Genomic DNA, 26,667 nt, shown 5'->3' with positions numbered 1-26,667 from the left:
AGCATCTTTCGGCCCTTTGGGCCTTTTTCCCTTGTTCGACCAAACCTTAGGACCACCTTCAATCTTGGGGTAGGCAGATAAACAGAAAACACCGGGCCTTAGACTGCGGTTCAGTACAGGGAGGTGGGAAAAACTCCGCGCGAGGTGACGTTGTTTTTGCCATGGACTGCAGTTAAGAAATTGCCAGCGCCTACCGGCGCCGGTTCTGTCTCTCTTCCCGATCCCCAACAAACAGGCCCGTTCATTGCGACCCTCCTCACGGCTATGCCACAATCTGGCTCATGCGTCGTAGTTGTCTCTCCTTCTTTTTTCCCATTTTTCTTTTAGCCGCTCTCAACGCTCAGGTCGCTCCCGGCGCTCCCGGCCAAATGGCGCACTGGACCAATGGGAACAAACAGGGAGTTGGTACTTCCAATTCATTGGCTTCTCACGTTTGGTACACGCTGGGAAGCGACGGCGCGCTGAACGAGGTCTACTACCCGACTGTCGACAAGGCCAACACGCGTTTGCTGGACTTCGTTGTGACCGACGGCAAGAGTTGGTTGGAGCAGGAGTCGGTCGATACCACGCACCAAATCGAAGTGCCGGACACGGAAGTACTGAGCTTCCGGCAGGTGAATACCTCCAAGGCCGGCCATTATCGGATTACGAAGACTTACATCACCGATCCGGAACACGACACGCTCTTAATTCAAGTGAGATTTCAACGCCTCAAATCCGGGCCGGTGCAGCTCTACGTCTATTACGATCCCTCGATCAACAACAGCGGCATGCACGACACTGGATACAGCGTTGACGATGTACTGGTCGCCTCAGACAACGGCATTGCTTCTGCGCTCGCGAGCAGCCTGCCCTTCGTGAAGACGACCAGTGGATACTTCGGAACCAGCGACGGATTTACTGAACTGAAGAAAGACTTCGCGCTCAAAAACACATTTGCGCGCGCCCAGGATGGGAATGTAGTGCAGGTCGCGGAGCTTCCGCAGGCAGCGACAAAAGACGTGAACTTCACCATCGCGCTTGCTTTCGGCTCTGAGGGAGAAGTTGCGATCGACACTGCCCGCAAGTCGCTGCAGAAAGGCTTCGAGCACGCGTACACCGAATACGCGAAGGGATGGCGTGATTGGATCGAAACGCTGAAGCAGGTCGATCCGAAGTATCGCGATCAATATCAAATTGCAGCGATGGTGATGAAGGCGCATGAAGATAAGACCTATCGTGGGGCCGGCGCGGCCTCGCTGACGATTCCTTGGGGAGATGAAACCGATGCGGATCAGCCGTCGGTCGGCGGCTATCACCTGGTTTGGTCTCGGGACCTGTACGAAGTTGCTACCGCGTTTTATGCCATGGGAGACAAAGAAGCCGCGGATCGCGCGCTGAACTATTTGTTCAACGTGCAGCAGAAGCCGGACGGCTCGTTTCCGCAAAACTCGTGGCTTGACGGCCGTCCATTCTGGGGCTCGCTGCAGATGGACGAAGTTGCCTATCCGCTGATTCTTGCCTGGCAGCTTGGCCGCACCGACTCGCAGACCTACGACAAGCATGTAAAGCCGGCGGCGAACTTTATCGCGAAGAATGGCCCGGCGTCGCCGCAGGAGCGCTGGGAAGAGCAGTCCGGATATTCCCCTTCCACTATCGCTGCCGAGATTGCCGGCTTGATCTGCGCGGCGAAGATCGCGCAGATGGATCACGATGACGCGTCCCGCACTGCGTGGCTGAATCTCGCCGATGACTGGTCGAACAAACTCGAAGGCTGGACGGTTACGACCAACGGCAAATACGCCGATCGCTACTACCTCCGCTTGACCCAGCACGGCGATCCGAACGCCGGCGAAATGATCAACATCGCCAACAAAGGCGGCACCTGGGATGAGCGCGAGATTGTTGATGCCGGGTTCCTCGAGCTGGTGCGCCTGGGAATTCGTCCGGCAAGCGATCCGCTGATCGCGAAATCACTCGGTGTAGTGGATACCGTGATCAAGGTCGATACGCCGAATGGTCCGGTTTGGTATCGCTATAACCATGACGGCTATGGCGAACAGGTGGACGGGCATGGCTATAACGAAGTTGGAGTGGGACGACTCTGGGTGTTGCTGGTGGGCGAGCGCGGCGAGTATGCGGTTGCGTCGGGGCTGGATCCGTCGCCTTATCTCGACGCCATGCAGAAGATGGCGAACGCTGGCCACATGCTGGGGGAACAGGTATGGGATCGCAAGGACTCGCCTGACCCGTCGCGCTTCCAGATGGGCGAGGGGACCGGTTCGGCTACCCCCCTGAACTGGACCTGCGCGCAGTTTGTACGCCTCGCCGTCGCCGCCGAGGAGAAAAAGCTGCCGGAGACTCCGGCGGTGGTCGCTGAACATTTCCAGCAGCTGCGCAAGGCGAGTCTCAGCAATTCCGGCCAATCGAATACGACAACCGCAGTTACCCGCTGAGTCGTCGTAACGCGCTCCTGGCACAGCGCGTGTCCCCCGTTACCGAGCACAAGTGTGAATCCGCCGCAGTGCAAGCTTTCGCTTGCTTTTCGCGGGGGAGCTGTGATAGCACGGAATATGTGGGGCGCGCGGCGCAGAGGGGAAATCTCAGAGCTGGCGGACGCAATGAACGGCCGAGGCGAACCGGAAGCCAGAGGTCCTCGATTCAGGGCTTTCGGCTGAGATCAACCAATGCGGGCTGGTCTTGCAAGCACGAGGATGATTGTTTTCTTACGCTGAGAATCCGAGCTAGCTTTCATGTTTGCTGGGCAGATTAACGCCAAACCATTTTTGCAGTGAGTGGCGTCGCGGTGATAGAGGGAAATACGCTGTTTTTACGCTGTTATTTTTGCGAAATTTGCGAAAAATGGGCAGAAAGCAGCAAAGTCCAAAAACGTACGCTGTTCTTTAGGCTGTTCTCAGCGAAAAGGTTTTTAGGACGTTCTCGCCTCGCCGGGCTCACGGCTCCGAAGTCTTTTTTCTGTCTCCTACACATTGGTAACCTGCCAGGCTGCTGATTCCATTGAATTTCAACAGTTGCTGCTGTAAGTTGCGGGTCGGGACTCCTCTTTTTGAGCAGAAGATCGCTCGAAACCCGTGAAATATCAGTAGCTTGCATCAGGCTGGAAGCGCCGCCCAGATCGGCGCATTCGTCCGTCAAGAAACGTATGGTGCCTACAGTAGAGAAGATCGGACGTTACGAAATCGTGAGTGAGTTGGGCCGCGGCGCGATGGGACTCGTGTACCGCGCGGTGGACCCCAACATCGGCCGCGCGGTCGCGCTCAAGACCATGCGCGTCGACGTGCATGGCATGGAGCACGAGGAAATGCTCCGCCGCTTCAAGAACGAAGCTCGGGCCGCCGGCCTGATGAATCATCCCAACATCGTCACCATCTACGACGCCGGCGAAGTCGATGGCCTCTTCTACATCGCGATGGAGTACCTGGAAGGGGAAACGGTTCAATCGCTGATGATGCAAAAGCGCGTTCTGCCGGCTGAGCAGATCGTCGAGATCGGCGTTCAGGTATGTGCCGGGCTCGAGTACGCGCACCAGATGAAGGTGATTCATCGCGATATTAAGCCGGCGAACATCATGATTACGCGCCAGAACGTGGCCAAGATCATGGATTTCGGTATCTCCAAAGCCGCGGGCACGATGACCAACACCAGCCAGGTGCTGGGCACGCCGAATTACATGGCGCCCGAGCAGGTGAAGGGACTGGACCTCGATGGCCGCGCCGATCTTTTCAGCTTCGGTGTAGTGCTGTACGAGATGGCTACCGGCGAGCGTCCGTTTGCCGGCCAGAACGTGACGACGATTATTTACAAGATCGTCAACGAGAATCCCGTTGCTCCGAGCGATAAAGAAGCGAGCGTCCATCCTGGGCTGAGCGCAGTCATTGCGCGCTGCCTGTCGAAGGACCCGACGGAGCGCTATACGAGCGCCGCCGACCTGGCGCGCGATCTTGCGAACTACCGCTCGATCGGCGCCGAAGGCGAAGACACTTCCGTCATTCCCAATTCGGTGCGGGTGCAGGCGACTCAGCCGGTTGGACCGCCGACGGGAACCTGGAGATCGACTGCTTCGTCCAATGGCAATGGAGCAGGACCGGCGAGCTCAGGAACGCTTCGCCGACAGACAATCAAGCAAACGACGGGAATGATGAGGCGCGCCGGCGTGCGTCCCAGTCGTCTACGCGATAAAAATGTGCTGGCCCTCACCGCATTTGCAGTTGCGATTGTCGTGGTCATGGCAGGGTTATATCGCGTGAAGCATCGCGCTCCTGCCACACAGCTTCCGGCGATGGTTGCACAACTGAGTGTTCCCGCACCGCTGCCGACGACGCCTATTCAGCCTGCAAAAACAACTCCCGAGCCCACCGCCAAGGCTGTAAAGACAGGAGTTCAGGAACCGCCAAATGCAGCTGCGAGTACGCCAGTGACGGCTCCAAAGAGCGAAGTAAAGGCCGATCAACCACATTTGGAAGAAGCTGAGGTGAAAGAAACTAAGCCTCAGAATGGGAAGCGGGAAGTCAGATTCCGTTCCAATCCTGAAGGTGCGTTCATCCAGATTGACGGCCAGTCCAGTGAAGCGTGGGTGACGCCGTTCACAACCTCCGATATCACTCCAGGCTCGCACGAAGTAGTCTTCACGAAGGTTGGCTACTCGCCAGAGACACGTACATTTGAAATCGGGTCAAAGAGTTCTTCTTACAGGGTCAACCTTGTGCCGATTACTACGGCGATCGCGATCACCAGCGAGCCGCCGGGAGCAGAGATTGAGATCGACGGCCACGATACCACTCGTGCGACCCCAGCGCAGATTCCGGTCGCCGAAGGCGAGCACAACGTTCTGGTCCGTTTGGAAGGCTTCCGCAGCGCAGAATTGAATGCCGATGTAAAAAAAGGCCAGATCTACCAATTTCATCCGATGCTGAATCCTGCAGGTGCGCCGCAGGCGGGTAGTGCCTCACGACTGTCGAAGCTTTTCGGCGGCGGCTTTCGCGCCAAAGGCGTGATTGATTTCGTCAGCAGCCCTCCGGGTGCGCGCATTTTCATCCACGGACGTGCCGCACAAATCGCGACTCCGGCGCACGACGCGTTTGCGCCCGGCGATTACGCGATCGAACTCCGCGAGCAGGGATATAAGCCCGTTAAGCAGATTGTTCACGTGGAACCAGGGAAGATCAGCAAAGTCGAAGCATTGCTCGAACCGCAACAATAGTCTATGAGCCGCATTATCATCTCAGGCCCAGATGGCAAGCGCGGCGTCCTCGAATTAACCAAGCCTGTGGTCAGCATCGGCCGCGGATCAGCCAATGATCTTGTGCTGCAAGACAGTAGCGTCAGCCGCTTTCACGCGGTCATCAAGGTCCAAAACGGGAAAGCGTTCATTGCCGACCGGGACAGTACAAACGGGATCATTGTCGGCGGACAGCGTGTGGATGAATGGCAACTGCAAGACAGCGATGTCGCCAAACTCGGATGTTACGAGCTGCGCTACGAGGAAGTACGCGATTCCGGAATTCTGATCAAAAGCTCCGATCTGCTTTCCACGCTGAATAAAGTCCTGCGCCGCAACCGGGCTGAGGACATTGCGACGAAGGTCGCGGGACAAGTGTCGTCAGAGCTGACTCACCAGATCGAACGGTTGGAGCGCGAGAATCAACTGCTGAGCATGGTCTACGACGCCGGAATCGCGCTCAGCTCCAGGCTCGCGCTCGACGAAATCTCTGAGCAGGTGATGAACTTCGCATTCCGCATTGAAGGTGTGGAGCGCGGATTCATGATGCTCTTCGATGAAAACGGCGAGGTTGCTCGCCAGAGCGAAGTTCGGTATCGCCAGCCCATCACAAATGGAGGCACGCAACCGCACATCATACTGAGTCGTGCCATTCTGGAACGCATTCGCGAGGAACAGAAGCCCATTCTGGTAACCGATGCTGACACCGACGAGCGCTTTACCGGCAGCGAAAGCATGCGGATTGCAGGTCTGCGCTCGGCCATGTGCGCTCCTCTGCTGGGACGAGGAAAGTTGTTCGGAATTCTTTACGTCGACAATCTCGCTCGTCCTCATGCATTCACGCAGGATGAGTGGAACGTGTTCGCCTTATTAGCAACGCAAGCGGGAGCAGCCATCGACACGCTCACAGCGCATGAACAAATTGCGCAGCAAGTTACCCAGCGTACCGCTTTGGAACGATTTCTTGCACCCGAAGTGGTGGAGATGGTGGCAAAAAATCCGCAGGACGTGCGCCTCGGCGGCATAAATCAAAAGGTCAGCGTCCTCTTTGCCGACATCCGCGACTTCACTACTCTGAGCGAAAAGATGAAGCCGGAGAAGGTGGTCGAAATCTTGAATCACTATTTCACCCACTTTACTGAGATCATCTTCGATCACGGTGGCACGCTGGATAAGTTTCTGGGCGACGGCGTGATGGCCGTTTTCGGCGCGCCCGTCAGCAAGGGCAATGATGCGGAGAACTCGGTACGCGCCGCGCAAGCGATTCAGCGGCTTGTGGCGGAATTGAATCGTGACGCCGCAGAGCGTGAGTGGCCCGAGATTCGCGTCGGCGTCGGTGTCAATACGGGAATTGTCACCGCTGGGAACATTGGCTCGCCAAAACGAATCGACTACACGGTAATCGGGGACACGGTGAATACTGCATCAAGATTGATGGCGAGCGCCTCCTCGGGGAAGATCATCATTTCTCAACATACCGCGGCGGAACTCTCGCCTGAGAAGTTCCCCCTGCGCGCCCTGGAACCGCTCCGACTGAAGGGCAAAACAAAGCCTGTGCGTTGCTTCAGCGTGGAATGGCGCAAAGCCAAAGCTGCCAAGCGATAGGTGAATGCGTCGGTACTGATCCCATCGCGGAAGCATCTGTGTACAAAAGTCTTTCCTGCATGGACTTTCTGAGGCATAATCCGCCGAACCCACAGGAGAGATTCAATGGCAAAACGTATAGTGCTGGCCGCCGTTCTGGGCGGGCTGGCGATGTTTCTCTGGTCTTCGATCGCCCACATGGCTCTTGGACTCGGCTCGCTCGGAATTCAGGACATCCCCAATGAACAGGCAATGATGGGAGCAATGAAGAGCAATCTCCCGCAGCAGTCCGGCTTTTACTTCTTTCCCGGATTGGGAGTCGCTCCCGGCGCTTCCCGCACGGAACGGAATGCCGCGATGAACGTGTATCAGCAGAAGGTCGCCAACGGCCCGAGCGGAATTCTTGTGTATCACTCGAGCGGGCAAAAGGCGATCAGCGCCGGTCAACTTTTGATGGAACTCGGCACGAATGTTGTCCAGGCGCTGCTCGCGGCGATCTTGCTCGCCTTTGCCGGATTGCGGAGTTATGGAGCGCGCGTAGGCTTCGTCGCCCTTGCGGGCGTGATGGCGGGAATCACCACCAACATTTCTTATTGGACGTGGTATGGATTCCCCGGCAGCTACACCGCAGGTTATGCGTTCACAGAAATCATGGGATACGTGTGCATCGGCCTGGTTGCGGCAGCGATCGTGAAGAACTCCAAGGCTGTCGCGATCAGTGCTCACGCCGCTTAGGCGCTCGTCGGCAACGAGCGCGCCCAGCTATTGCTGCTGCGGATGGGGACGAGTCTGGTCTGCGGCCGCCGGCGGCACTGCGCTGCCTTGCTTGAGGTTTTCAGGCGCAGGAGGCTTCACCGGAACGCTGCGTTTGTTGGTGGTCTGCGTGCCACCATCCGCCGGCGTACGCTCATGCGATGTTTCCTGCTCCGACATAGAGGCATTCTTCTCCGGAGCTGCCGAGTAATTGCATGCCACTGAAAAAGTGAGGGCTGCCGCCAGAGTACCTGCAGCGATGAGTCTGCTGAGCTTTCCTTCCATAGCCAGTGAGATGGATGCTACTCGGGATTGAGTGGCCTGGCCAAGAAACGTGGAGCCGGGCGCCCTCGCCCGGGTGTTACGTCTTGGGAAGGCAGTTTGGGAGGAGATTCAGAACGAAGGAAAGGTTTAGGGGAACGCAATGACTTACGATTACGTTCCCGCAAATACCTATTACTTCACCTGCAGCAACATCTGCGTTCCGCTGTCGAGCTTTACATTTTTCCCCGTCGATGTGATGACGGATCCGCTGGCGCTGTTCGAGGCAGCGCTGCTGAGTGACAGACCGCGCAGGCCGACCACACCCTGACTCTGCGAGGTGAGCTGGCCCGCAGCTCCGCGCGTAGCTCCGCTGAGTGTGCCGCCGGCATTGGCTCCAACGCCCGCTGCAGTGTTGCCTACGCCGTTCACGGCGCCGCCAGCCGTACTCCCGACCGCACTGGTAGCTCCGCCCGCTACATTGCCCGCTCCGCCGAGTAGGCCGCCACCAGCGCGAGGAGCAGACCCCGAAACATCGCTGCCGAGCGAGGAGTTGCTCGCCGATCCGAAGTTGTCGTCACCCATGCTGGCCGAGGCGCTGTTGGCCGATGCAGCCAGCGCGCGGATGCTCGCGTTTAACGGAATCTGCTGCCCGTTCTTCAATACCGCTTGGTCGAACGCAATTCCGAGCGCGGATTCCGAATCCCCCTTGGCTTTTGCTTTGGCGTCGGTGACATGACCCATCAGGCGCGAACCTCGGGGAAGGACTACTCCCGAATCGGAACGGACGTCCTGCGTCGTCTTGGCGACGACCTGATCTCCGGACTTCGCTTTGCGGGCGTCAATTGGTTTGCTCAGCGTTGCGGGAATGGTTGTGCCCGCGGCGAGTGATCCGGCGCTATTCGTGTTTACGGCTGCGCCGTTTACCGAAGCCGCGCTGGAACTTTCACCGCCGGCGTTCGCATTTGATCCATGCCGGTGAGCATTCACCCCGGCATCGACGGAGATGCTGGAATTCACATTCGCGTTTGTCTGTCCAGCCTGAACGCTGGTGTTGGTATTGGCTGAGCCACTAGCTTCTGCGCCAGTCTGGGCGGATGCTCCCAAACTCAAGAGACTTGCCGTCGCAACTGCAATCAAGAACTGCTTCATACTTTCTCTCTCCTTTAACTCCCGAATCGAAACTAAAGCTGAAAATCGAATGTCGTTGCGCAATGGATTTCAAGATGAATCGCGCTGCGCCCAAGGATTACCTGGCTGCCCGGTCGCTGGTACTGCGCGAGTCGGTGTTGATCATCTGCATCGACGTCACCGAGTACTCGCGCTCTTTTCCGTCGAGTTCCGGTACGGCAAGCAAAAGCTTGTCTTTCTTAATGCGGAACTCAGCGCGCTCGCCCACAGGCAGCAGAACAGGATGCTTGTCGTCGCGCGGACGAATGCGATACATCACGCGGTCGGTCTTGAGTACGTACTCCTGGCACAGCATTTCGCGCGACTTCTTGTGCGCGCCGTCTGTGCCAAGGATCTCTCCGGCAAAGCTCTTGCCGCTGTTTTCATCGACGCCGCATGCCACTGCGTCCATGTTGGTAATCGTTCCGGTCTGATGGAAGACAGGCTCATCTTTGGATTTGGCGAACGCAAATGAACCCAAAATGAGCAAAATGCAAACTGCGAATAGCGACTTCATGGCGCCTCCTGGTGAACAGGAGACGAATTGCAGACGCTGTGCCATATCCAGAGTAGATGCTGAATTCAGAGCAGCAGGTTGTATTTTCAGCAACTTACGCCTGGTAACGCGCAGTAGGTCATGTTCTCGCGTTACGGGAAATTCCTACCTGCACTGGAAGAAATGCAAGTGTTACTAGCGAGTTCGATGATGCAATCAAAATGGTTGCCTGAGGTCCAGATCGGGCCATCGGGTGATCGGGAGAAGTGAAGGACCAAAACCTGACGCGGATTTCGCGGATGGGACGCGGATTAACGCGGAATTTTGAGAAACATTTCCCTTTCAACCCATAGGCGGACCGCGGCTTCTTTTATCGTGCAGGACCGTTGAAGTAGCAACAAAATAACACCGTCCCACTTCCGCGTGAATCCGCGGGCGAAGCATCCGCGCAATCCGCGTCCTGTTTTGCCTTTGGTGTTGCTTTCACTTTACCCGATGGCCCGATCACCCGATCCATTGACCCGATATAATTCGCTCGCTCATGATTACTCGTCGCGAATTTTCCAAGCTCGCAGGACTATCCGGTGCAGCGGCTCTCATTCCCGAAATTGCACACGCACAAGAACCCAAAGCTACGGCTCTGCCCCCATCAATTGCCGAACTTCAGTCGCGAAAGAGTGAAGCCAGGCCAATCACGGTAGAAGAACGGCGTGAGCGGCTCGAACGCGCGCGACAACTTATGCGCGACAACAAGCTGGACGCGATCTTCATGATCGGCGGCACCTCGCTGCTGTACTTCACCAATATCCGCTGGTGGAACAGTGAGCGGCTGTTTGCGGCGATCATTCCGGCGAAAGGCGACCCGTTCTACGTTTGTCCGGCCTTCGAGGAAGATCGTGCGCGCGAGCAGATCGCGAACGGTCCCGGCGGCAACAACGCCGACGTGCGTACCTGGCAGGAAGATCAAGATCCCTATCGCTTAGTAGCGGCAGGGCTGAAGGATCGCGGGATTGGTGCTGGACGGCTGGGGATTGAAGAACGAACGACGTTCGTCTTCAGCGACGGTGTGGCCAAGGCTGCGCCGCAGGTGACGATTACCAGCGCCACCCCAGTAACCGCCGGCTGTCGCATGATCAAGACTGCACATGAACTCGAGCTGATGCGACTGGCGAATCAGGTAACGCTGCAGGCGTACGAAGCTGTGTACAAAGCCCTCCAGCCCGGCATGACACAGTACGATTTTGCCAACCTGATCTCTGAGGCTTACGGCAAACTGGGATTTCGGGGCGATGCCAGCGTGAACGTTGGAGAATGGTCTGCGCTCCCCCACGGCTCAGCCAAGCCGCAGGTCATTCGCGAAGGAACGATCGTGCTGATTGACGACGGATGCACCGTCGAAGGCTATCAATCTGACATCAGCCGCACGTTCGTTCTGGGAAAGCCGACCGACAAAATGCGGTCGGTCTTTGACATCGTTCACCGGGCCCAGAGTGCGGCGCTGAAGCAAGCCAAGCCAGGAGTCGAAGCTCAATCAGTAGATGCCGCAGCAAGGAAAGTCATTACCGATGCGGGCTACGGCCCTGGCTACAAGTACTTCACGCATCGCCTCGGCCATGGCATCGGTATGGATGGACACGAGTGGCCATACCTCGTTCATGGCGACACTCTGGCGTTACATCCTGGAATGACATTCAGCGATGAGCCGGGAATTTATATCCGTGGAGAATTCGGCGTGCGCCTCGAGGACGACATGCACATCACTGAAGACGGCGCTGAGCTATTCACGCCGCAGAGCCCATCGCTGGAGGATCCGTTTGGGAATTGACGAGCAATCGGGTGATCGGGCCATCTTCAGATCACCCGATGTTCCTACTGCCCAGCCTTCTGCGTTAGTTCTGCATCAATTTGGATCTTGATCTCTTCACCAACCATTGCCGATGGTGTCTTGGCGCCTACACCAAAATCCTTGCGGTTGATGGAAGTACTAGCCGAGAGTCCACGTCGCTGATTGGGGCCCATCTTGATCGGAGATGACGGACCGTCCACGTCCAGAGTGACTTCTTTCGTTACGCCCTTGATCGTCAGGTCGCCAACAATTTTGAGCTTGTTGTCGCCATTCTTAGTCACGCTCTTGGATTTGAACGTCATAGTCGGGAACTGGGCGGCGTCGAAGTAGTTCGGGCTGCGAAGATCGTTGTCACGGCTGTCGTTGCCAGTGGTGATCGAGGCGATGTCCATGGTCGCATTCACGCTCGATTTGGTGATGTCGCTGTCGTCGATGTTAGCCGTGCCGCTTACTTTCGTGAACCGTCCGTGGACGTTGCTGATGCCCATGTGGCGCACGGTAAAGCCAACCGTGGTGTGTGCCGGGTCGATTTGCCACTCCGAACCTTGTGCCCAGGCGGCGGTTGCAAACAGAACAGCGGCTAAAAACGGGAATACACGACGTCTCATGAAGTCTCCTGAAAAGGGATGTGAAATACGTGCTCAGTCAGAGATGCCGGACATTGTACTTTGAGGTACAAAATTTCGCGCGAAATAGCATCCGGGGACGAAGCGGCCGGAGTGCACAGCCCCGGGTAGAAATGGGCTACTCCATGTCCTTGTCTTTGATCCAGCGCTGCATCTGGCGCTCGTTGGCTTTCACTTCAATTAATGAGATCTCACCTGGTTCCGCAGTCGCGATAAACATCTGGATGCCCTTGCCCTGTGCACGAAGATAAATCCAAGTCTGCTCTCCGCCATGATTCGAAATAGATTTCACAAACGGACTCCATTCCGGCCCGAGGGCACTCGAAACCGCGCTTTCAAGTTGCTGCAGCGTGCAATTTGAGAGTCGTTCATCTTCGAAGATTGCCAGCTTCGCACCAGGCATCTGGAAGGCGGTGGCTACTTTGCCGACGAACATGGCTAATCCAAGCATCGGGATATGGGTTCGCCGTACACCCAGTTGCGCTCCGACGGCACCCGCAACGCGGTCCATTTCAGATGCATGAGATAGAGTGGACGCAGCGACGAAGAGGATAGCCAACACCATCATCGGGCGTTTCATCGTGTACCTGCTTTCGTCGGCTTCGTCTGCGGACGCGTCTCAAGCCGTGGGACACCAAAATCACCGCCGATCTTGTCGAGGTCGCTGGGATCGAGTGGCCCATCGATGTGCACGATCGTGAGTTCTTTCGGATCGGCGGCAATCACTACCAGGCCCGCGATCTGATCGCTGGAATCCGTCTTGAAGTAGATCTCCGCGTTCTCACCCTCGCGCTTGCTGTGTACATTCACAACTTTCTCCCATACTGGAGACTTCAGTTGCGAACGAACGGATTCCACGTCTGCCTCGGAATATTGGCCCGGTGAATCGAACTCGAAACTGCGCACGTAGATTCCCTTCAGCTTCTTCACGATGTTGCGAGCTTCTTCATCGCCTTCATCGTTCATGAACTTCGCCGCAAGCTGCAGAGTCCGGCCGTTAAGCGTTACCTCGGTCGTTTCACTTGCCTTGGCCGCGAGCTTGTCGAGATCGACAGGCATTTTTATCTCCTGCGCGAACCCGATCGTGCCCGCGAGCAGGATAAAAATCGCAATACGTCTCATAGCGTGTTCTCCGTCTTCAGGCGTTCGCCTTCCACTGCCTTTACCTTGGCCTTTGCCATGCGCAGCTTGCTTCCAGTAATTCGCAGCGCCAGCATGATTTGCTGCTTGGCCGCAAGCGCTTCTTTCTCCTGCTGCCGCTGTTCATAGCCTCGCAACCAGAAGCCGAATACCAGGATCGCCGCAAGCGCCGGGATAGCCGCCCAGCGGAGTTTCAGCCACCAGTTCCACGAAGCGGTGCTTCGCTGAGAATCGCGAGCGGCGTCGCGATCGACATGTGCCATCACGCGCTCCGCAAATCCCGCAGGAGGATCGCAGCGGCGCAACGCGCTTCGAAGTTGTTTTTCCAAATCGCTCATCGAACTGTTTCTCCCATCAAGCGTTGGGCTTTGCCGCGCAACAGCGCGAGGCTTCTGCGCAACCGGCTTTTCACCGTCGCAACTGGTATGGCCAGCATCTCCGCGATTTCGTGCGGCTCCATCTCTTCCTCGTAACGCAGGACCACAATCATCCGTGCTTGAGGCGGAAGCGACGCCACCATCTTGCGCAGCGCCGCTGCCAACAGAGGATCGGAATCTGCAGAAGCGACGGCGGGCTCCGGAATGTCGTCGAGAGCTACAGCATGTCGTCGATACGCTGATCGGGCATAATCGAGCGAGCGGTGCGTGATCACCTTGCGCAGCCAGAACTTCACGTGGTCTGCCGATTCCAGCCGCGGCAGCTCGTGATAGAGCTTCAGGAAGACATCCTGCGCAAGCTCCTCGGCGGCGGCGGCGTCGCGGAGGAAGCGATAGGCGATGCTGAACACCATCGCCTGATGCTCCCGAACCAGATCGGCAAACGCCGCTGCGCTTAGCTTCACCCGGCAAACCTTCCGGCCTTGATTACGTCCTCACAAAGAGATACGACAGAACCGATGTAAGTGAACGCATTTTCTTTTGCCTGCCGACTGCATTGCATTCAGTCAGCCGCAGCTGCGCCCTAGGTTTGAATCAGCGGCCCGCCGGAGCGAAGCGCAGCCGTGCCGTTGCGCGAGAGAGTGCATATGCCAGCACGCCCCCGCTTATCACCAGTAACCCAAATAGCCATACGCTCATTCCTGCGATCTGTTCTTCACCGGCATACAAGCCGGCGACGATCAGCAAGGCTGTCGGGAGAGTGGCAACCAATATTGCTCCTGGCAGGCCTCCCGGCACGCGGAATGGACGGTCCAGTTGCGGCTGCTGCAAACGCAGGAATATTAACGCCAGAAATTCCAGCACCAGGCTTGCGCCCCAAAGCAGTACGTCGAGGGTGACGAGGCGATCGAATCCGAAGCCCAGGCATGCTCCGTACAGCACAGCACACGCGATGATCGCAACATAGGGGGCACCCGTGCGCTGCTGCACTCGGGCGAACACGCGCGGCAGAAATCCGTCTTCCGCCATCGCTAACGGCAGACGCGAGTAGCTCATCAGGAGCGCATTGAATTGTCCAAATGAACTCACCATGCCACCAACAACCAGCGCGACCCGCAAGCCGGAGCCGCCGAGCATTCCGCCGAGAGACGCCCATGATCCGGTGCTCCATTGCTCGGGACCAATTCCGCTTCGAGACATCGCGAAGACTGGCGTGGAGTAATCGATCGCGACCAGAAGCATCGTCAAAATGATGCCGACGGGATACGTTCGCTGCGGATTCTCAACTTCTCCCGCAACGGTCGCCGCGTTGTCGTATCCCATGTAGTTCCACATGCAGACCAGCAGCCCGGCAATCAGACCAGAGTGGGTGATCGGCTGCGAGCCGGCAACACCTCCCATCTTTCCCCAGTGCAGAAAGGCGGCGGTGATGAGGACGGCGAACGGTCCAATCATGAGGATGAGCATGCCGAGCGAGCCTTCGCCTACTGCTCGGCCGCCAGCGAGGTTCCAGATCAGGCACACGACAATTACGAGCGCGCCGATCGCGACACCATGCCAGCCTTGGTCGGCTCCGGGCAATATCCGGCCGAGGTATGCCACGAAGAGGGTCGGATAGATCGCCAGGTCGAAGATGCTGGAGGCCAGAGAGAGCCAAGCTTCTTGGAATCCCCAGAACGGACCCATCGCTCGCCGCACCCAGACGTAGTAGCCGCCCTCGGCCGGAATCGCACTTGCCAGCTCGGCAATCATGAGCCCGGTAGGAAGGCTCCAGATGAGCGGCGTGACCAGGATCAGCAGAATAGCTCCGGAGTATCCAGCCGAGCTGACCGCCTCCTCCAGTCCATACGGTCCGCCGGAAGCCATGAAATAGGTGGCGGCGATGAGCGGCCAGAGGGTAATGCCTTTTTTATGAGCGGGTTGTGAGGTGCTGAGGGTCATCTGTGGGCGTTAGGCAATAAGCAATACGCAATAGGCGCGATGAAGCTGCATATCGCTTATTGTCTATTGCCATCAAAAATCACGGATTCTAACACCAGCACCTATCCTCTTGAAAATAAAAGTGAGTTCCAAAGAATCGTGAGTCCGGTTTCCAGCATCTATCTGACAGTTGACAATAACTGACTCAACTCTGATAATACGGCTGTTATAAATTCAGCATCTTAGAATTTTCATTCACTTAGCAATCAGCAACTCAGAAGTCAGCAAGTTTAGGAGAAGGCGGCAATGGCAAAGATTATTGGAATCGACTTGGGCACGACAAACTCAGTCGTGGCCGTCATGGAAGGCGGCGAGCCCAAGGTCATCGCGAACGAAGAAGGCGGGCGGACCACCCCATCCGTAGTCGCATTCACGAAGTCGGGCGAGCGACTGGTCGGCCAGGTAGCGAAGCGGCAGGCAATCACCAATCCCGAGAACACGATTTATTCGATCAAGCGCTTCATGGGACGCCGCTACGACGAAGTGAACGACGAAATGAAGATGGTCCCGTACAAAGTCGTCCGTCAGGGCGACCACGTCGCAGTCGTCGCGCAGGGCAAGGAGTACACGCCTCCGCAGATCTCGGCGATGATTCTGCAGAAACTGAAGAAGGCAGCCGAGGACTACCTCGGTGGAGCGGTCACGGAAGCGGTTATCACCGTCCCCGCGTACTTCAACGACGCGCAACGGCAGGCGACGAAAGACGCCGGCAAGATCGCTGGACTCGACGTAAAGCGAATCGTAAACGAGCCCACGGCGGCGGCGCTCGCCTACGGTCTCGACAAGAAGAAAGACGAGACCATCGCCGTGTACGACTTCGGCGGCGGCACCTTCGACATTTCCATTTTGGAAGTCGGGGAAGGCGTGATCGAAGTGAAGTCCACGAACGGTGACACGCACCTGGGCGGCGACAACATCGACCAGCGCATCGTCGAGTGGCTCGTCGATGAGTTCAAGAAAGATGAAGGTCTCGATTTGCGTTCGAAGGGCAACGAGATGGCCCTGCAGCGTCTGCGCGACGCAGCGGAGAAGGCCAAGATCGAGCTCTCGACCGCGATGGAGAGCGAGATCAACCTGCCCTTCATCACGGCCGATGCCAGCGGTCCGAAACACCTGGTGAAGAAACTCACGCGTTCCAAATTGGAACAATTGGTCGAAGACATCATCCAGCGCTCAGTTGGACCATGCAAGCAAGCAATGAAGGATGCGGGCGTCGACGCCAGCAAAATCGACGAGGTCGTGCTCGTCGGTGGACAGACGCGCATGCCGCGAATCCAGCAACTGGTAAAGGATCTTTTTGGGAAAGAGCCACACAAGGGCGTAAATCCTGACGAGGTCGTAGCAGTTGGCGCGGCGGTGCAGGCGGGCGTGCTGGGCGGAGAGGTGAAGGACCTCCTGCTGCTCGACGTGACTCCGCTCACGCTCTCGATCGAGACGCTGGGCGGCGTATCGACGACCATGATTCCGCGCAACACGACGATTCCAACCAAGAAGACGGAAACGTTCTCGACGGCGGCGGACAGTCAGACTTCGGTCGAAGTGCACGTGCTTCAGGGCGAGCGTCCGATGGCAGCGCAGAATCGTACGCTGGGGAAATTTCATCTAACGGGAATCCCACCGGCTCCTCGTGGAGTGCCGCAGATCGAGGTCACGTTCGACATCGACGCGAACGGCATCCTCAACGTCACCGCAAAAGATGTAGCGACGGGCAAAGATCAGAAGATAACCATTACGTCTTCTTCCGGTCTAAGCAAAGAGGAAGTCGAGCGCATGGCAAAAGACGCCGATGCGCACGCTGCAGAAGACAAAGCCAAGCGCGAGGAAGTGGAAGCTCGCAATCAGCTCGACTCGATGGTGTATCAAATCGAGAAGATGCTGAAGGAACATGGAGACAAGATCTCCGGCAGCGAGCGTTCCGATGTGGAATCGGCGCTGGCCGATGCCAAGAAGGCGCTCGAAGGCACCGACGCAAGCGCGATGAACTCCGCGCGCGAGCGGCTCACGCAGGCTTCGCACAAGCTGGCTGAAGCAATGTACAAAACAGCTCAGCCCAGCGGAGCGCAAGCCGGGCCGGCCGCGGCAGGGGATGGCGCTTCGCCTGGAGAGGAAAAGAAGAAAGACGAAGGCGTGATCGACGCTGAGTACGTTGACATGGATAAGAAGTAACGCAATGGACTAAGTGGACCTTGTGGACGTCAGTGGACTTTGTGGACGGAATCGCGTTGTCCACTTAGTCCACCAAGTCCACTTCGTCCACGGAACGCACGAGCAAATTCAGGGTTTATAGAGGTAGAAGGGAACCAGGAGCACAGATCTCCGTAATAAACGACATGAAACAATATTTGGTGGTGAAAATCGCAAAGCGATTGGGAGCGCTGGCAATGGAAGCGATCCCCGTTGCCGGACTATTTCCGCTCGAAGCCGCCGAACAGTTCGTACGCAATGCGACGGCCAATGAGCCCGGGACATTATTCTTAATTCAGCAGGTTGGAAACGCATAAACCCCATTGGCAGAGGCGCGACATGACGCGTCTCTCAACGGAGCTCGAGTGAGCCGAAAACAAGGCGTTGCACGAAAAACGATCCCGCTGTGCGGGATCGTTCTCGTTTTGGGAATGCTTGGATGTGGCCGAGGTTCTTTTTACTCCGCAATTGCCAATTCAAAACCTGCTACAAAGAGCGACACGACGGAAAAACAGAAACTGATTACAACCATTCAGCATTTTCTAAAAGAGGTTCCTAAGAACGAGCGTGAAACGTTTGATCTTTTCTTTGCTGATGACGTGATCTACACGCGCGGCACAGGACAGGTGATCACAAAGAAAGACATCCTGGCTGACACCGGCAACTCCACTGTGCCACGTGCGAATGCAACATATGAAGGAGAAGATTTTCAAGTTCACTGGTACGGACCTTTCGCCGTCGTGAACTTTCGTCTGGTGATGCACGCGACCGAGGACAACAAGCCGGTGACGCGCACATTCCGCAACACCGGAACACTCATGAGGCGCGACGACAAATGGCAGGCAGTTGCCTGGCAGGCGACGCCGATTGAGCAGAAAGAAGTAGTTCGTCGAGAAGTTCGCGTCAGCACCGTTTCGCGGTAGCGAATGGGTGAGTAGACACAACCGAGTATTACCCATCCGCTACCGCGGACGGTACTGACCTCGCAACCAATGGCAACGCAAACCAAAGATTATTACGCCACGCTCGGTGTCAAGAAGACCGCCTCGGAAGACGAGATCCGCAAGGCATTCAGGAAGCTTGCGCGCAAATACCATCCTGACGTCAATCCCGGAGACAAGAAGGCAGAAGAAAAGTTCAAAGAGATCTCTGAAGCCAACGACGTTCTCAGCGATCCCAAGAAACGCAAGATCTACGACCAGGTCGGCTTCTACTCCGACAACATCGATCCCGCAACGGCCGAAGCCTACGCGCGCGCAGGCGGAGCAGGAGGCTTTCCCGGCGCAGCCTACACGCGAAGCGGAGGCGGCGCGCAGGGAGTTCCCTTTGATTTCGGCGGTTTCGATTTTTCCGATTTCGCCAGCGGAGCTGGGCGGGCGCAGTCCGGAGCTGGCGGAGGAGGTTTCCGCGATATCTTCTCCAGTATTTTTTCTGGAGGCGGCGCTCGCCCCGAACCGCAAGCTCCCGAGCCGGGAACAGAACTTGAATATCAGGTCACCGTTGGATTCTGGCAGGCAATTCGCGGCACGGTCATGCGCCTGAACATCACGAGACAAGACGTCTGCCCGATGTGCAAAGGCACCGCAACGGTCGGCTCAGGCAAGACGTGTCCGGACTGCAAAGGCACAGGTCAGGTCACGCAGACCAGTGGACGCATGAAGTTCAACATGGCCTGCCCGCGTTGTCACGGAAGTGGACAGATCATGAACGAGTGCCCGAACTGCCATGGGCAGGGCCTGATTAGTGTGACCGAGCCGCTCGAAGTGCGCATTAAGCCGGGCACGCGCGACGGTCAGCGTATCCGTATCGCGGGCAAAGGCAACGCCGGACGCGGCGGCGGCCCTGCAGGCGATCTGTTTATCATCATTCGTATCGAACAGCACTCGGTTTTTCACCGTGATGGTGATGACATTCACGTCACCGTGCCTATCTCGATCAGCGAGGCCGCGTTAGGCGCAAAGATCGAGGTACCCACGATCGACGGACGAGCGCAGCTAAAGATTCCGCCCGGGACGCAGAGCGGACAAAAGCTGCGCATGAGAGAAAAAGGTGTGCCTTCAGCAACGAAAGAAGGCGTGCGCGGAGACGAGATCGTCGAAGTCAAGATTGCCGTGCCCCAATTGCGCGATGAGCGCTCGCGGGAGCTTATGCGAGAATTGGCGCGGCTGAATGCGGAAGATCCCCGGGCGGAGCTGTGGGGAAAGACGAGCTACTAGTCTGTTGTTGTCATTCCGAATGAAGTGAGCAATCCCTGTAGAGTTTCTATAACGTTAGGGATTCCTCAGCCGCAAACAACGCGGCTTCGGAATGACACCACAAAAAGTTCATGCCAACCAAACGACGTAAACAAGGTGCGTACATGATCTCGGCTGTCGCTGAGATGTACGGTATTCATCCGCAGACGCTTCGGCTCTATGAGCGCGAAGGTCTGCTCAAACCTTCGCGGACGGAAGGCAACACGCGTCTCTACACGGATGCAGATCTTGAGCGTCTGGAATTTATTCTCAGCCTCGCCCGCGACCTGGGCGTGAACATCTCCGGCATTGCGATCATCCTCAACATGCGCGAACGCATGGAAGAGATGCAGCGGCAGATGCAGGAGTTCGTGAAGTTTGTGCAGAGCGAAGTCTTCTCGCGTGCTGCGGCAGCGCACTCCGATCCAAGTAAGGGCGCGATAATCCCTCTTCATCGCCCTGTCCTGCCCAATGTAAGAGAGCGGAAGCGCTAACGACACTTGGTCTTGAGCTAAACCCTCGTGTTTCCTATTAGGCATCCCGACGACGCAGTCTGTCCGTTCTCGACGCGATGGATCCGTCCATAATATCGACTTCGTGTCTAGGGTCCACCAGCACCGTTTCAGCAAAAATGCTCTAGACTGAAATCATCCTGCAACTATGCGGATTCTCACTCGCTACATTCTCTGGGAGGTCTTCTCCCACGGGTTAATCGGCGCGGCGCTGTTCACGTTTGTGATTTTCATGCGCGATGTGAGCCGCATCCTCGAGTTGGTTGTGCGCAACAGCGCGCCGATTCCGAGCGTGGCTGAGATCTTTTTCCTCACCGTTCCCACGGCACTCACGTTTACCTTGCCAATGGGCGTGCTCGTGGGAATTCTCATTGGCCTCTCACGCATGGCCGCCGACAGCGAAGTCACGGCTCTGCGCGCCAGCGGCATTGGCGCGTGGCGGTTTGTCGGAATCATCAGCATCTTTGCCACAGGTGCGCTGGGTATTGCGCTGCTGAACAACATCATCATTGCTCCACGATCCGCAGCAGCGCTTGCGGATTTGCAGAATTCGCTGAAGACTTCGCAGATTTCATTTGAGATCCAACCGCGAGTTTTTTATGAAGATCTCAAAGGCTACGTGCTGTATGTGCAGGACGTGGAACCCGCTTCCGGCGCAGCGCTGTGGAAGAACGTTTTTCTGGCGGACATCGCAAACCCTTCAGCGCCGAAGATTACGCTGGCTGAGCGCGCAACCGTCGTTACCGAAAATGACACGCTGCGCATGCACCTTGAGAACGGCAGCCAGCAGGAGACCGATCCTAACAACCCGAATCAGTACACCATCTCGACCTTCGATCAGACGGATATTCCGATTGCTCTGCCGCCGGCTGTTCCTCCGCCCTCTCGCGACCTCGTGCCGGCAGCAGAACTTACAACCAGCGAAGTTCTGTCGCGAGCCGAGCACAGCGACCGCGCGAAATCGCGTTGGTACTGGATTGAATTCCATCGCAGGTTCGCGCTGGCGGCCTCGTGCCTGGTGCTGATGTTCGTGGGAATCCCATTGGGACTCTCGTCGAAGAAGGGCGGGAAATCGACCGGATTTATTCTCACGATCCTGCTGGTTTTTCTCTATTACTTCGCGCTGAGCGCCGGCATCGCTTTCGCGCGTCAGGGAAAGGTTTCGCCTCCACTGGGTGTGTGGGGTGCGGATATTGCCTTCGCCATCGCAGGTCTGATTTTGCTGTTCCGCGTGCAACGCTCCAGCCTCGACGTAATTTCATTCCGAGCTGTTTGGAAGGAATTCGTTCAGAGGTTCTGGCGCGGTGGTCCGAAGGCGCAGACCGCTGAGAGCACGTCACTGCTGCGAAAGGGAGGTTCGCGGTTTCCGCTCATTCTTGACGATTATGTATTGCGGCAGTTCCTGGAATATCTCGGACTGGTGCTGGCGACGTTCGTCGTGCTCACGTTGGTCTTCAGCTTCTTCGAGCTGCTGGGCGATATCGTGCGCAATCGCATCGCGCTGATTACCGTTGGCGAGTACCTCGTCAATGTGATCCCCTCGATGCTCTACCTTATGACGCCGCTCAGCGTGCTCATTGCCGTGCTTGTAACCTTCGGATTGCTGCAAAAATCAAACGAGCTGACGGCCATGAAGGCGACGGGCATCAGCCTCTATCGGCTGATCGTTCCTGTGCTGGTGCTGGCAGGAATGCTGTCGGCGGCACTCTTTCTCTTCGACCAGTTTTATCTTCCGCACGCGAATAAGCGGCAGGACGCGCTCCGCAACGAGATCAAGGGAAAACCGGCGCAGACCTACTTAAATCCGCAACACAAGTGGATCTTCGGTCAGCATCACGAAATCTACTACTACGAATTCTTCGACAGCGAGCGAAATCAGTTTGCCAACCTTTCAGTCTTCGATCTCGATCCCAAAGCATTCGCGCTTACCGAGCGCACGTTTGCCACGCGCGTCTTCTGGAACGATTCGCTGCGCAAATGGATCTTCGAGCGTGGTTGGGTGCGCACTCTCGCACCCACGAACGTTAAGGATTACCGCACCTTTGACGTGACTACGTTCTCCGACATCGACGAGCCGCCGAGCTACTTCAAGAAAGAGGTGAAGCAGTCCTCGGAGATGAACTTCGACGAGCTGAGATCCTACATCCGCGAGCTGGAGCAGGGTGGCTTTGAAGTGGTGCGGCTCAAGGTGCAGCTCTATAAGAAGCTCTCATTCCCGCTGATCACGCTCGTGATGTCCATTTTGGCGATTCCGTTTGCACTGTCCGCTGGACGGCAAGGTGCGTTGCGTGGTGTTGCCACCGCTATCGGGATTGCGGTGGTGTACTGGATCACGAGTGGATTGTTCGAAGCGATGGGCAACGTGAACCAACTACCAGCAGCTCTCGCCGCCTGGTCCCCAGATGTGATCTTCGCGCTGGCCGGCGGCTACTTCATGCTGAAGGTGCCGACGTAAGATGGAACGAGACGGAGTCAGTACCGTCCGCGGTAGCGGATGGGTGATTGCGTACACACCCACCTGCTACCGCAGGCGGTACTGACTCCAGTTTAGATATCTGCACCCTCGCATCCTCAGATCTCGATGTTCAAAAGACTCAATCCTCTCAAGCCATATCTGTATCGCTACCGCGTTAAGTTCTTCTGGGGTGGCGTCGCCCTGCTGCTCAACAACGCGATCTGGATTCTTTTCCCTCAGGTCATCGGACGAGCAATTAACGATCTGAATGTCGGCGTCACTCAACACAAGATCGTTACTTACTCCTTGGCTTTGATCGGTATTGCTGTCAGCAAGGGCATTTTCCAGTTTCTGATGCGCTGGATCCTGATCGGCATCTCGCGCGAGATTGAGTTCGATCTGCGCAATGATCTCTTCAAGCATCTCGAATCGCTCTCATATTCGTACTACCAGCGCACGCGAGTGGGCGACATCATGGCTCGCGCCACAAACGATCTGAACGCCGTACGCATGCTCCTTGGTCCGGCGATCATGTACACGGCCAATACGATCATCTTCACGGCCGGCGCACTGGCGTTCATGCTGAACATCAGCCCACGGCTGACACTCTTTGCGTTCTTGCCGCTTCCTGCAGCGAGCATTTTGGTTCAGTACTTCGGGCGCCGCATTCACGAACGCTTCGAAAGAATTCAGGCAACCTTCTCGGATATTTCAGCGCGAGCGCAGGAGAACTTCTCGGGTGCGCGGCTGGTGCGCGCGTACGTCCAAGAAGAGGCCGAGATCGAACTCTTCGAGAATGCGAACCAGGAATACATCTCACGCAGCCTGAAACTCGTTCGCCTGATCGGCATGCTCTGGCCGACTCTGGAGACTCTGCTCGGCCTCGCCATCATCCTCGTTCTCTGGCTTGGCGGACGCGAAGTGCTGCTGGGCCGCATGAACGTTGGCCAGTTCGTCGCCTACAACACGTATATGGTCCAGCTCACCTGGCCGGTGATCGCGCTGGGCTGGGTCATTAATCTGTTTCAGCGCGGTACCGCTTCGCTAGGCCGCATCAACGAAATCTTTTCCGAAAAGCCAACCATCACTGATGCGGCTGTTGCTCCCGATTTGAGACATGTCTCTGAAACGCGAGGCGACCTCGAATTTAGAAATCTGAACTTCTCATATCCGGCCGGCGGCAAAGTTCTCAAGAATATCAACCTGCACATTCCTGCAGGGACGAGCCTTGCGATCGTCGGTCCGACCGGATCGGGAAAGAGCACGCTCGTCAGCCTGATTCCGCGCATCTATGATGCGCCGCGCGGGACATTTCTGCTCGATGCTCGTGAGATCAGCGAATTTCCTTTGGAGACTCTGCGCAGAAATATCGGCTTCGTCCCGCAGGAGACCTTCCTTTTCAGCACGAGTATTCGCGAGAACATCGCTTTTGGCGTGGAGAACGCTTTTGACGCGGATGTCGAACACGCAGCAGAAGCGGCGAGCTTTGCGCAGGATATCGAGGGCTTCCCCCAGAAGTACGCAACCATTGTCGGCGAGCGCGGACTTACACTATCCGGCGGACAAAAGCAGCGCACCGCAATTGCGCGCGCGATCATCCGCAATCCTCGAATCCTCATCCTCGACGACGCGCTGGCCAGCGTCGACACCTACACCGAAGAGCGCATCTTGACTCACCTGCGCGAGATCATGCGCGGACGCACAACGATCTTCATTTCACATCGCGTTTCCACGGTACGTGCAGCCGATCAAATCGCGGTGCTGTACGGAGGATCGATTGTCGAACTAGGGACACACGACGAACTGATCGCGCGCGATGGCTACTACGCCGATCTGTACAACAAGCAACTCCTCGAAGAAGAGTTGGAGAGCGTGCAATAGCATTCGCTCTGGCCCTGAAAATTAGTCCCTCACAATAATATGGATACGAACGAGTAAACGTGGCTCCGGCCGCTGTCGGCGGATCCACGTCAGCCAAAATGAAGCGTGTCGTAATACCCGAGTTGCTTGATGATGATCTGGGCACGCCCGACGAGGTTCGCGATAGCCTCCTCGACCTGCGCGGGATCAACCAGAAGTTCGGAGGATTCACAAGCTTCCGTCATCTCATCAAAAGTGTTGCTCGGAAATATCACAGGAGCTCGCTGGAGCTATTGGACGTGGCCGGAGGCACCGGCGACGTAGTCTCGAATGTTTCCCAAGCTCTCAATGGAATACAGCTTCGGGTGACCATCCTTGACCGCGCTCTGACTCACATGAACGGCATTCGCGAGAAGTTCACCCGAGTCGCCGGCGACGCGCTTTCATTGCCGTTTGCTTCTGGTAGTTTCGATATCGTCTCGTGCAATCTTTTCCTCCACCACTTAGAGCCCGAACAGATTGCGGTTTTCTTCAATGAGGCACTGCGAGTCGCGCGTCTGGCGGTGATTGCCAGCGATATCAGAAGAAATCGGTTTCACTGGATTGCTGCCCATATTGGGAAGCTCAAATATCGGAGCCGGCTGACGCGTCATGACGCTCCCGTCTCGATTCGCCGCGCTTACACGATCGCTGAAGCTCGCGCGATGGCACGGAACTCCAAGGCAAGTTCCTTCCTCGTCCAGCCTCATTACTTTCAGCGTTTTGGGCTGATCCTGTGGAAGGGGCCAAAATGAAAGAGACGTTTGATCTCGCGGTGATCGGCGGAGGACCTGCAGGTTCCTCGGCAGCAATCACTGCGGCACGCCTCGGCTTCACCGTTCTGTTGCTCGAAGCGGGCAGCTTTCCGCGACAGAAAGTCTGCGGCGAATTCGTCTCCGGGGAGGCCCTGAACATTCTCGCCGACCTCATGGGAGAAGAACAGTTCGCAGATGCACCGCGAATCAGCAGAGCACGGATCTTTGTCGAAGAGGCGTGCGCGACTTTGCCCGTCGCTCCGCCTGCTGCAAGTATTTCGCGCCACGAGCTCGATGCCGCACTGTACAAAGCTTGCGCGTTGCCAGGCTGTGTGGTCCGAGATCGAACGCGCGCGAAAAGTGCAGCGCCGTCCCAAAATGGCTTCGTGATTCGCCTCGAATCAGAGGAAATCCTCGCCCGAGCGGTGATCAACGCGACGGGCCGCTGGTCGAATCTCGCGAAGCGGACGGTGTCGGCCCATGAGCAATTCATTGGATTAAAGGGCCATTTTTTCGAGCCAGACTGCAGCAAATCCTGCGACCTCTATTTTTTCGACGGAGGCTATTGCGGCGTTCAGCCAGTCGGCGATGGCGTGGTGAACGCAGCGGCGATGGTAAAGCCGAGCGTCGCGCAACATCTAACTTCCGTCTTTGCTTTAAATCGCGATCTCAAAGAACGCTCCCGCAGATGGAAAGCTGCTGGCGATCCCATAAGCACCGCGCCGCTGGTCTTCCGGGCTCCGATGACCTCGCATGATGGAATGCTGTTGGTAGGCGATGCAGCCGCGTTCCTCGATCCATTTGCCGGAGACGGTATCTCGATCGCCCTACACAGCGGACGCATGGCGGTCGAAGCTCTTGGCCCTTTTCTTCTCGGCAACTGCACGTTTGACGATGCGGTATCTCGCTATGATCACGAGTATCGCCGATTGATTCACCCCGCATTAAATGGCGCGAAACGCCTGAGAACTCTGCAGCGCCTGCCGATAAAATTGCGGGCCGCGGCTGTTGCCTGTCTAAACATTCCGCTCCTGGCGCGAACCGTCGTCAAGACCACGCGTGTGAGAGCTGGCAGCTTGCGAGTCGCCTGAATGTTCCCGCAGCTTGAAGTAAGTACGACCTTCGATTTACCTTGTATTTACTGCGAGTTTGACTGTCAGCGCACGAGAGTTGCTGC

General features: G+C 56.8%; 23 protein-coding genes. 14 read left to right on the top strand and 9 right to left on the bottom strand.

Features of this window, described 5'->3' with window-relative positions; translation table 11 throughout:
• Positions 1-281 precede the first annotated feature (281 nt).
• The 4 genes from VFU50_00330 to VFU50_00315 all read left to right on the top strand — a co-directional run bounded on the left by VFU50_00330 (position 282) and on the right by VFU50_00315 (position 7,537).
• On the top strand, positions 282-2,435 hold the full coding sequence (locus VFU50_00330; GenBank protein HEU5231273.1) for a glucan 1,4-alpha-glucosidase: 2,154 nt from the start codon (positions 282-284) through the stop codon (positions 2,433-2,435).
• A 707-nt stretch (positions 2,436-3,142) separates the two neighbouring features.
• On the top strand, positions 3,143-5,200 hold the full coding sequence (locus tag VFU50_00325) for a protein kinase (protein HEU5231272.1): 2,058 nt from the start codon (positions 3,143-3,145) through the stop codon (positions 5,198-5,200).
• 3 nt (positions 5,201-5,203) lie between these two features.
• Complete coding sequence (locus VFU50_00320) at positions 5,204-6,823, top strand: adenylate/guanylate cyclase domain-containing protein (GenBank protein ID HEU5231271.1); 1,620 nt, start codon at positions 5,204-5,206, stop codon at positions 6,821-6,823.
• Positions 6,824-6,928: 105 nt separating this feature from the next.
• Positions 6,929-7,537 carry a hypothetical protein gene (locus tag VFU50_00315; protein ID HEU5231270.1) on the top strand — a complete coding sequence of 203 codons (609 nt, stop codon included), beginning with the start codon at positions 6,929-6,931 and terminating at the stop codon, positions 7,535-7,537.
• A 27-nt stretch (positions 7,538-7,564) separates the two neighbouring features.
• Here VFU50_00315 and VFU50_00310 read toward each other — a convergent pair whose 3' ends face one another.
• The 3 genes from VFU50_00310 to VFU50_00300 form a co-directional block, all read right to left on the bottom strand.
• On the bottom strand, positions 7,565-7,840 hold the full coding sequence (locus tag VFU50_00310; protein ID HEU5231269.1) for a hypothetical protein: 276 nt from the start codon (positions 7,838-7,840) through the stop codon (positions 7,565-7,567).
• Positions 7,841-8,011: 171 nt separating this feature from the next.
• A complete protein-coding gene (locus VFU50_00305) occupies positions 8,012-8,968 on the bottom strand; it encodes a hypothetical protein (protein HEU5231268.1) in 957 nt (318 codons plus the stop codon).
• 97 nt (positions 8,969-9,065) lie between these two features.
• Positions 9,066-9,503 carry a hypothetical protein gene (locus tag VFU50_00300; GenBank protein HEU5231267.1) on the bottom strand — a complete coding sequence of 146 codons (438 nt, stop codon included), beginning with the start codon at positions 9,501-9,503 and terminating at the stop codon, positions 9,066-9,068.
• 520 nt (positions 9,504-10,023) lie between these two features.
• On the opposite strand from VFU50_00300, the gene VFU50_00295 reads away from it, so the two are divergent.
• Complete coding sequence (locus VFU50_00295; GenBank protein HEU5231266.1) at positions 10,024-11,307, top strand: Xaa-Pro peptidase family protein; 1,284 nt, start codon at positions 10,024-10,026, stop codon at positions 11,305-11,307.
• A 44-nt stretch (positions 11,308-11,351) separates the two neighbouring features.
• Here the strand turns inward: VFU50_00295 and VFU50_00290 are convergent, their stop codons facing one another.
• From VFU50_00290 to VFU50_00265, 6 genes are all read right to left on the bottom strand, one after another.
• The gene (locus VFU50_00290; GenBank protein ID HEU5231265.1) at positions 11,352-11,936 is read right to left on the bottom strand and encodes a YceI family protein; all 585 of its coding nucleotides are present in this window, start codon (positions 11,934-11,936) and stop codon (positions 11,352-11,354) included.
• Positions 11,937-12,072: 136 nt separating this feature from the next.
• Positions 12,073-12,534: a hypothetical protein gene (locus VFU50_00285; GenBank protein HEU5231264.1), complete on the bottom strand. Its 462-nt coding sequence runs from the start codon at positions 12,532-12,534 to the stop codon at positions 12,073-12,075.
• The gene (locus VFU50_00280; protein HEU5231263.1) at positions 12,531-13,076 is read right to left on the bottom strand and encodes a DUF4252 domain-containing protein; all 546 of its coding nucleotides are present in this window, start codon (positions 13,074-13,076) and stop codon (positions 12,531-12,533) included. Before VFU50_00280 ends, VFU50_00285 begins: the two co-directional genes overlap by 4 nt.
• A complete protein-coding gene (locus VFU50_00275) occupies positions 13,073-13,432 on the bottom strand; it encodes a hypothetical protein (protein ID HEU5231262.1) in 360 nt (119 codons plus the stop codon). The genes VFU50_00280 and VFU50_00275 overlap by 4 nt, the downstream gene beginning before the upstream one ends.
• Complete coding sequence (locus VFU50_00270; GenBank protein HEU5231261.1) at positions 13,429-13,935, bottom strand: sigma-70 family RNA polymerase sigma factor; 507 nt, start codon at positions 13,933-13,935, stop codon at positions 13,429-13,431. Before VFU50_00270 ends, VFU50_00275 begins: the two co-directional genes overlap by 4 nt.
• A 130-nt stretch (positions 13,936-14,065) precedes the next feature.
• Complete coding sequence (locus VFU50_00265; protein ID HEU5231260.1) at positions 14,066-15,412, bottom strand: APC family permease; 1,347 nt, start codon at positions 15,410-15,412, stop codon at positions 14,066-14,068.
• Between the two features lie 285 nt (positions 15,413-15,697).
• On the opposite strand from VFU50_00265, the gene dnaK reads away from it, so the two are divergent.
• The 9 genes from dnaK (at position 15,698) to VFU50_00220 (ending at position 26,581) form a co-directional block, all read left to right on the top strand.
• On the top strand, positions 15,698-17,617 hold the full coding sequence (gene dnaK / locus VFU50_00260; GenBank protein ID HEU5231259.1) for a molecular chaperone DnaK: 1,920 nt from the start codon (positions 15,698-15,700) through the stop codon (positions 17,615-17,617).
• Between the two features lie 164 nt (positions 17,618-17,781).
• Positions 17,782-17,952 carry a hypothetical protein gene (locus VFU50_00255; protein HEU5231258.1) on the top strand — a complete coding sequence of 57 codons (171 nt, stop codon included), beginning with the start codon at positions 17,782-17,784 and terminating at the stop codon, positions 17,950-17,952.
• Between the two features lie 48 nt (positions 17,953-18,000).
• The gene (locus VFU50_00250; protein ID HEU5231257.1) at positions 18,001-18,558 is read left to right on the top strand and encodes a nuclear transport factor 2 family protein; all 558 of its coding nucleotides are present in this window, start codon (positions 18,001-18,003) and stop codon (positions 18,556-18,558) included.
• Positions 18,559-18,627: 69 nt separating this feature from the next.
• Entirely contained in the window at positions 18,628-19,851 is a 1,224-nt protein-coding gene (locus VFU50_00245) for a J domain-containing protein (protein HEU5231256.1), read from the top strand.
• 110 nt (positions 19,852-19,961) lie between these two features.
• A complete protein-coding gene (locus VFU50_00240) occupies positions 19,962-20,363 on the top strand; it encodes a helix-turn-helix transcriptional regulator (protein ID HEU5231255.1) in 402 nt (133 codons plus the stop codon).
• A gap of 166 nt (positions 20,364-20,529) precedes the next feature.
• Entirely contained in the window at positions 20,530-22,836 is a 2,307-nt protein-coding gene (locus VFU50_00235; GenBank protein HEU5231254.1) for an LptF/LptG family permease, read from the top strand.
• A 126-nt stretch (positions 22,837-22,962) separates the two neighbouring features.
• On the top strand, positions 22,963-24,717 hold the full coding sequence (locus VFU50_00230) for an ABC transporter ATP-binding protein (GenBank protein ID HEU5231253.1): 1,755 nt from the start codon (positions 22,963-22,965) through the stop codon (positions 24,715-24,717).
• A 59-nt stretch (positions 24,718-24,776) separates the two neighbouring features.
• The gene (locus VFU50_00225; GenBank protein ID HEU5231252.1) at positions 24,777-25,490 is read left to right on the top strand and encodes a methyltransferase domain-containing protein; all 714 of its coding nucleotides are present in this window, start codon (positions 24,777-24,779) and stop codon (positions 25,488-25,490) included.
• The gene (locus VFU50_00220) at positions 25,487-26,581 is read left to right on the top strand and encodes an NAD(P)/FAD-dependent oxidoreductase (protein ID HEU5231251.1); all 1,095 of its coding nucleotides are present in this window, start codon (positions 25,487-25,489) and stop codon (positions 26,579-26,581) included. Before VFU50_00225 ends, VFU50_00220 begins: the two co-directional genes overlap by 4 nt.
• Positions 26,582-26,667 lie beyond the last annotated feature (86 nt).

This window comes from Terriglobales bacterium (assembly GCA_035764005.1).
Classification (GTDB): Bacteria; Acidobacteriota; Terriglobia; order Terriglobales; family Acidobacteriaceae; genus Gp1-AA112.
The sequence above is the reverse complement of the archived record's forward strand: the minus strand, read 5'-3'. Positions and strand labels throughout refer to the sequence as shown.

Excerpts from the sequence above, each read along its gene's own strand:
- VFU50_00330 (HEU5231273.1), top strand. The coding sequence starts at position 282 with ATGCGTCGTAGTTGTCTCTCCTTCTTTTTTCCCATTTTTCTTTTAGCC.
- VFU50_00325 (HEU5231272.1), top strand. The coding sequence starts at position 3,143 with ATGGTGCCTACAGTAGAGAAGATCGGACGTTACGAAATCGTGAGTGAG.
- VFU50_00320 (HEU5231271.1), top strand. The coding sequence starts at position 5,204 with ATGAGCCGCATTATCATCTCAGGCCCAGATGGCAAGCGCGGCGTCCTC.
- VFU50_00315 (HEU5231270.1), top strand. The coding sequence starts at position 6,929 with ATGGCAAAACGTATAGTGCTGGCCGCCGTTCTGGGCGGGCTGGCGATG.
- VFU50_00310 (HEU5231269.1), bottom strand. The coding sequence starts at position 7,840 with ATGGAAGGAAAGCTCAGCAGACTCATCGCTGCAGGTACTCTGGCGGCA.
- VFU50_00305 (HEU5231268.1), bottom strand. The coding sequence starts at position 8,968 with ATGAAGCAGTTCTTGATTGCAGTTGCGACGGCAAGTCTCTTGAGTTTG.
- VFU50_00300 (HEU5231267.1), bottom strand. The coding sequence starts at position 9,503 with ATGAAGTCGCTATTCGCAGTTTGCATTTTGCTCATTTTGGGTTCATTT.
- VFU50_00295 (HEU5231266.1), top strand. The coding sequence starts at position 10,024 with ATGATTACTCGTCGCGAATTTTCCAAGCTCGCAGGACTATCCGGTGCA.
- VFU50_00290 (HEU5231265.1), bottom strand. The coding sequence starts at position 11,936 with ATGAGACGTCGTGTATTCCCGTTTTTAGCCGCTGTTCTGTTTGCAACC.
- VFU50_00285 (HEU5231264.1), bottom strand. The coding sequence starts at position 12,534 with ATGAAACGCCCGATGATGGTGTTGGCTATCCTCTTCGTCGCTGCGTCC.
- VFU50_00280 (HEU5231263.1), bottom strand. The coding sequence starts at position 13,076 with ATGAGACGTATTGCGATTTTTATCCTGCTCGCGGGCACGATCGGGTTC.
- VFU50_00275 (HEU5231262.1), bottom strand. The coding sequence starts at position 13,432 with ATGAGCGATTTGGAAAAACAACTTCGAAGCGCGTTGCGCCGCTGCGAT.
- VFU50_00265 (HEU5231260.1), bottom strand. The coding sequence starts at position 15,412 with ATGACCCTCAGCACCTCACAACCCGCTCATAAAAAAGGCATTACCCTC.
- dnaK (HEU5231259.1), top strand. The coding sequence starts at position 15,698 with ATGGCAAAGATTATTGGAATCGACTTGGGCACGACAAACTCAGTCGTG.
- VFU50_00255 (HEU5231258.1), top strand. The coding sequence starts at position 17,782 with ATGAAACAATATTTGGTGGTGAAAATCGCAAAGCGATTGGGAGCGCTG.
- VFU50_00245 (HEU5231256.1), top strand. The coding sequence starts at position 18,628 with ATGGCAACGCAAACCAAAGATTATTACGCCACGCTCGGTGTCAAGAAG.
- VFU50_00240 (HEU5231255.1), top strand. The coding sequence starts at position 19,962 with ATGCCAACCAAACGACGTAAACAAGGTGCGTACATGATCTCGGCTGTC.
- VFU50_00235 (HEU5231254.1), top strand. The coding sequence starts at position 20,530 with ATGCGGATTCTCACTCGCTACATTCTCTGGGAGGTCTTCTCCCACGGG.
- VFU50_00230 (HEU5231253.1), top strand. The coding sequence starts at position 22,963 with ATGTTCAAAAGACTCAATCCTCTCAAGCCATATCTGTATCGCTACCGC.
- VFU50_00220 (HEU5231251.1), top strand. The coding sequence starts at position 25,487 with ATGAAAGAGACGTTTGATCTCGCGGTGATCGGCGGAGGACCTGCAGGT.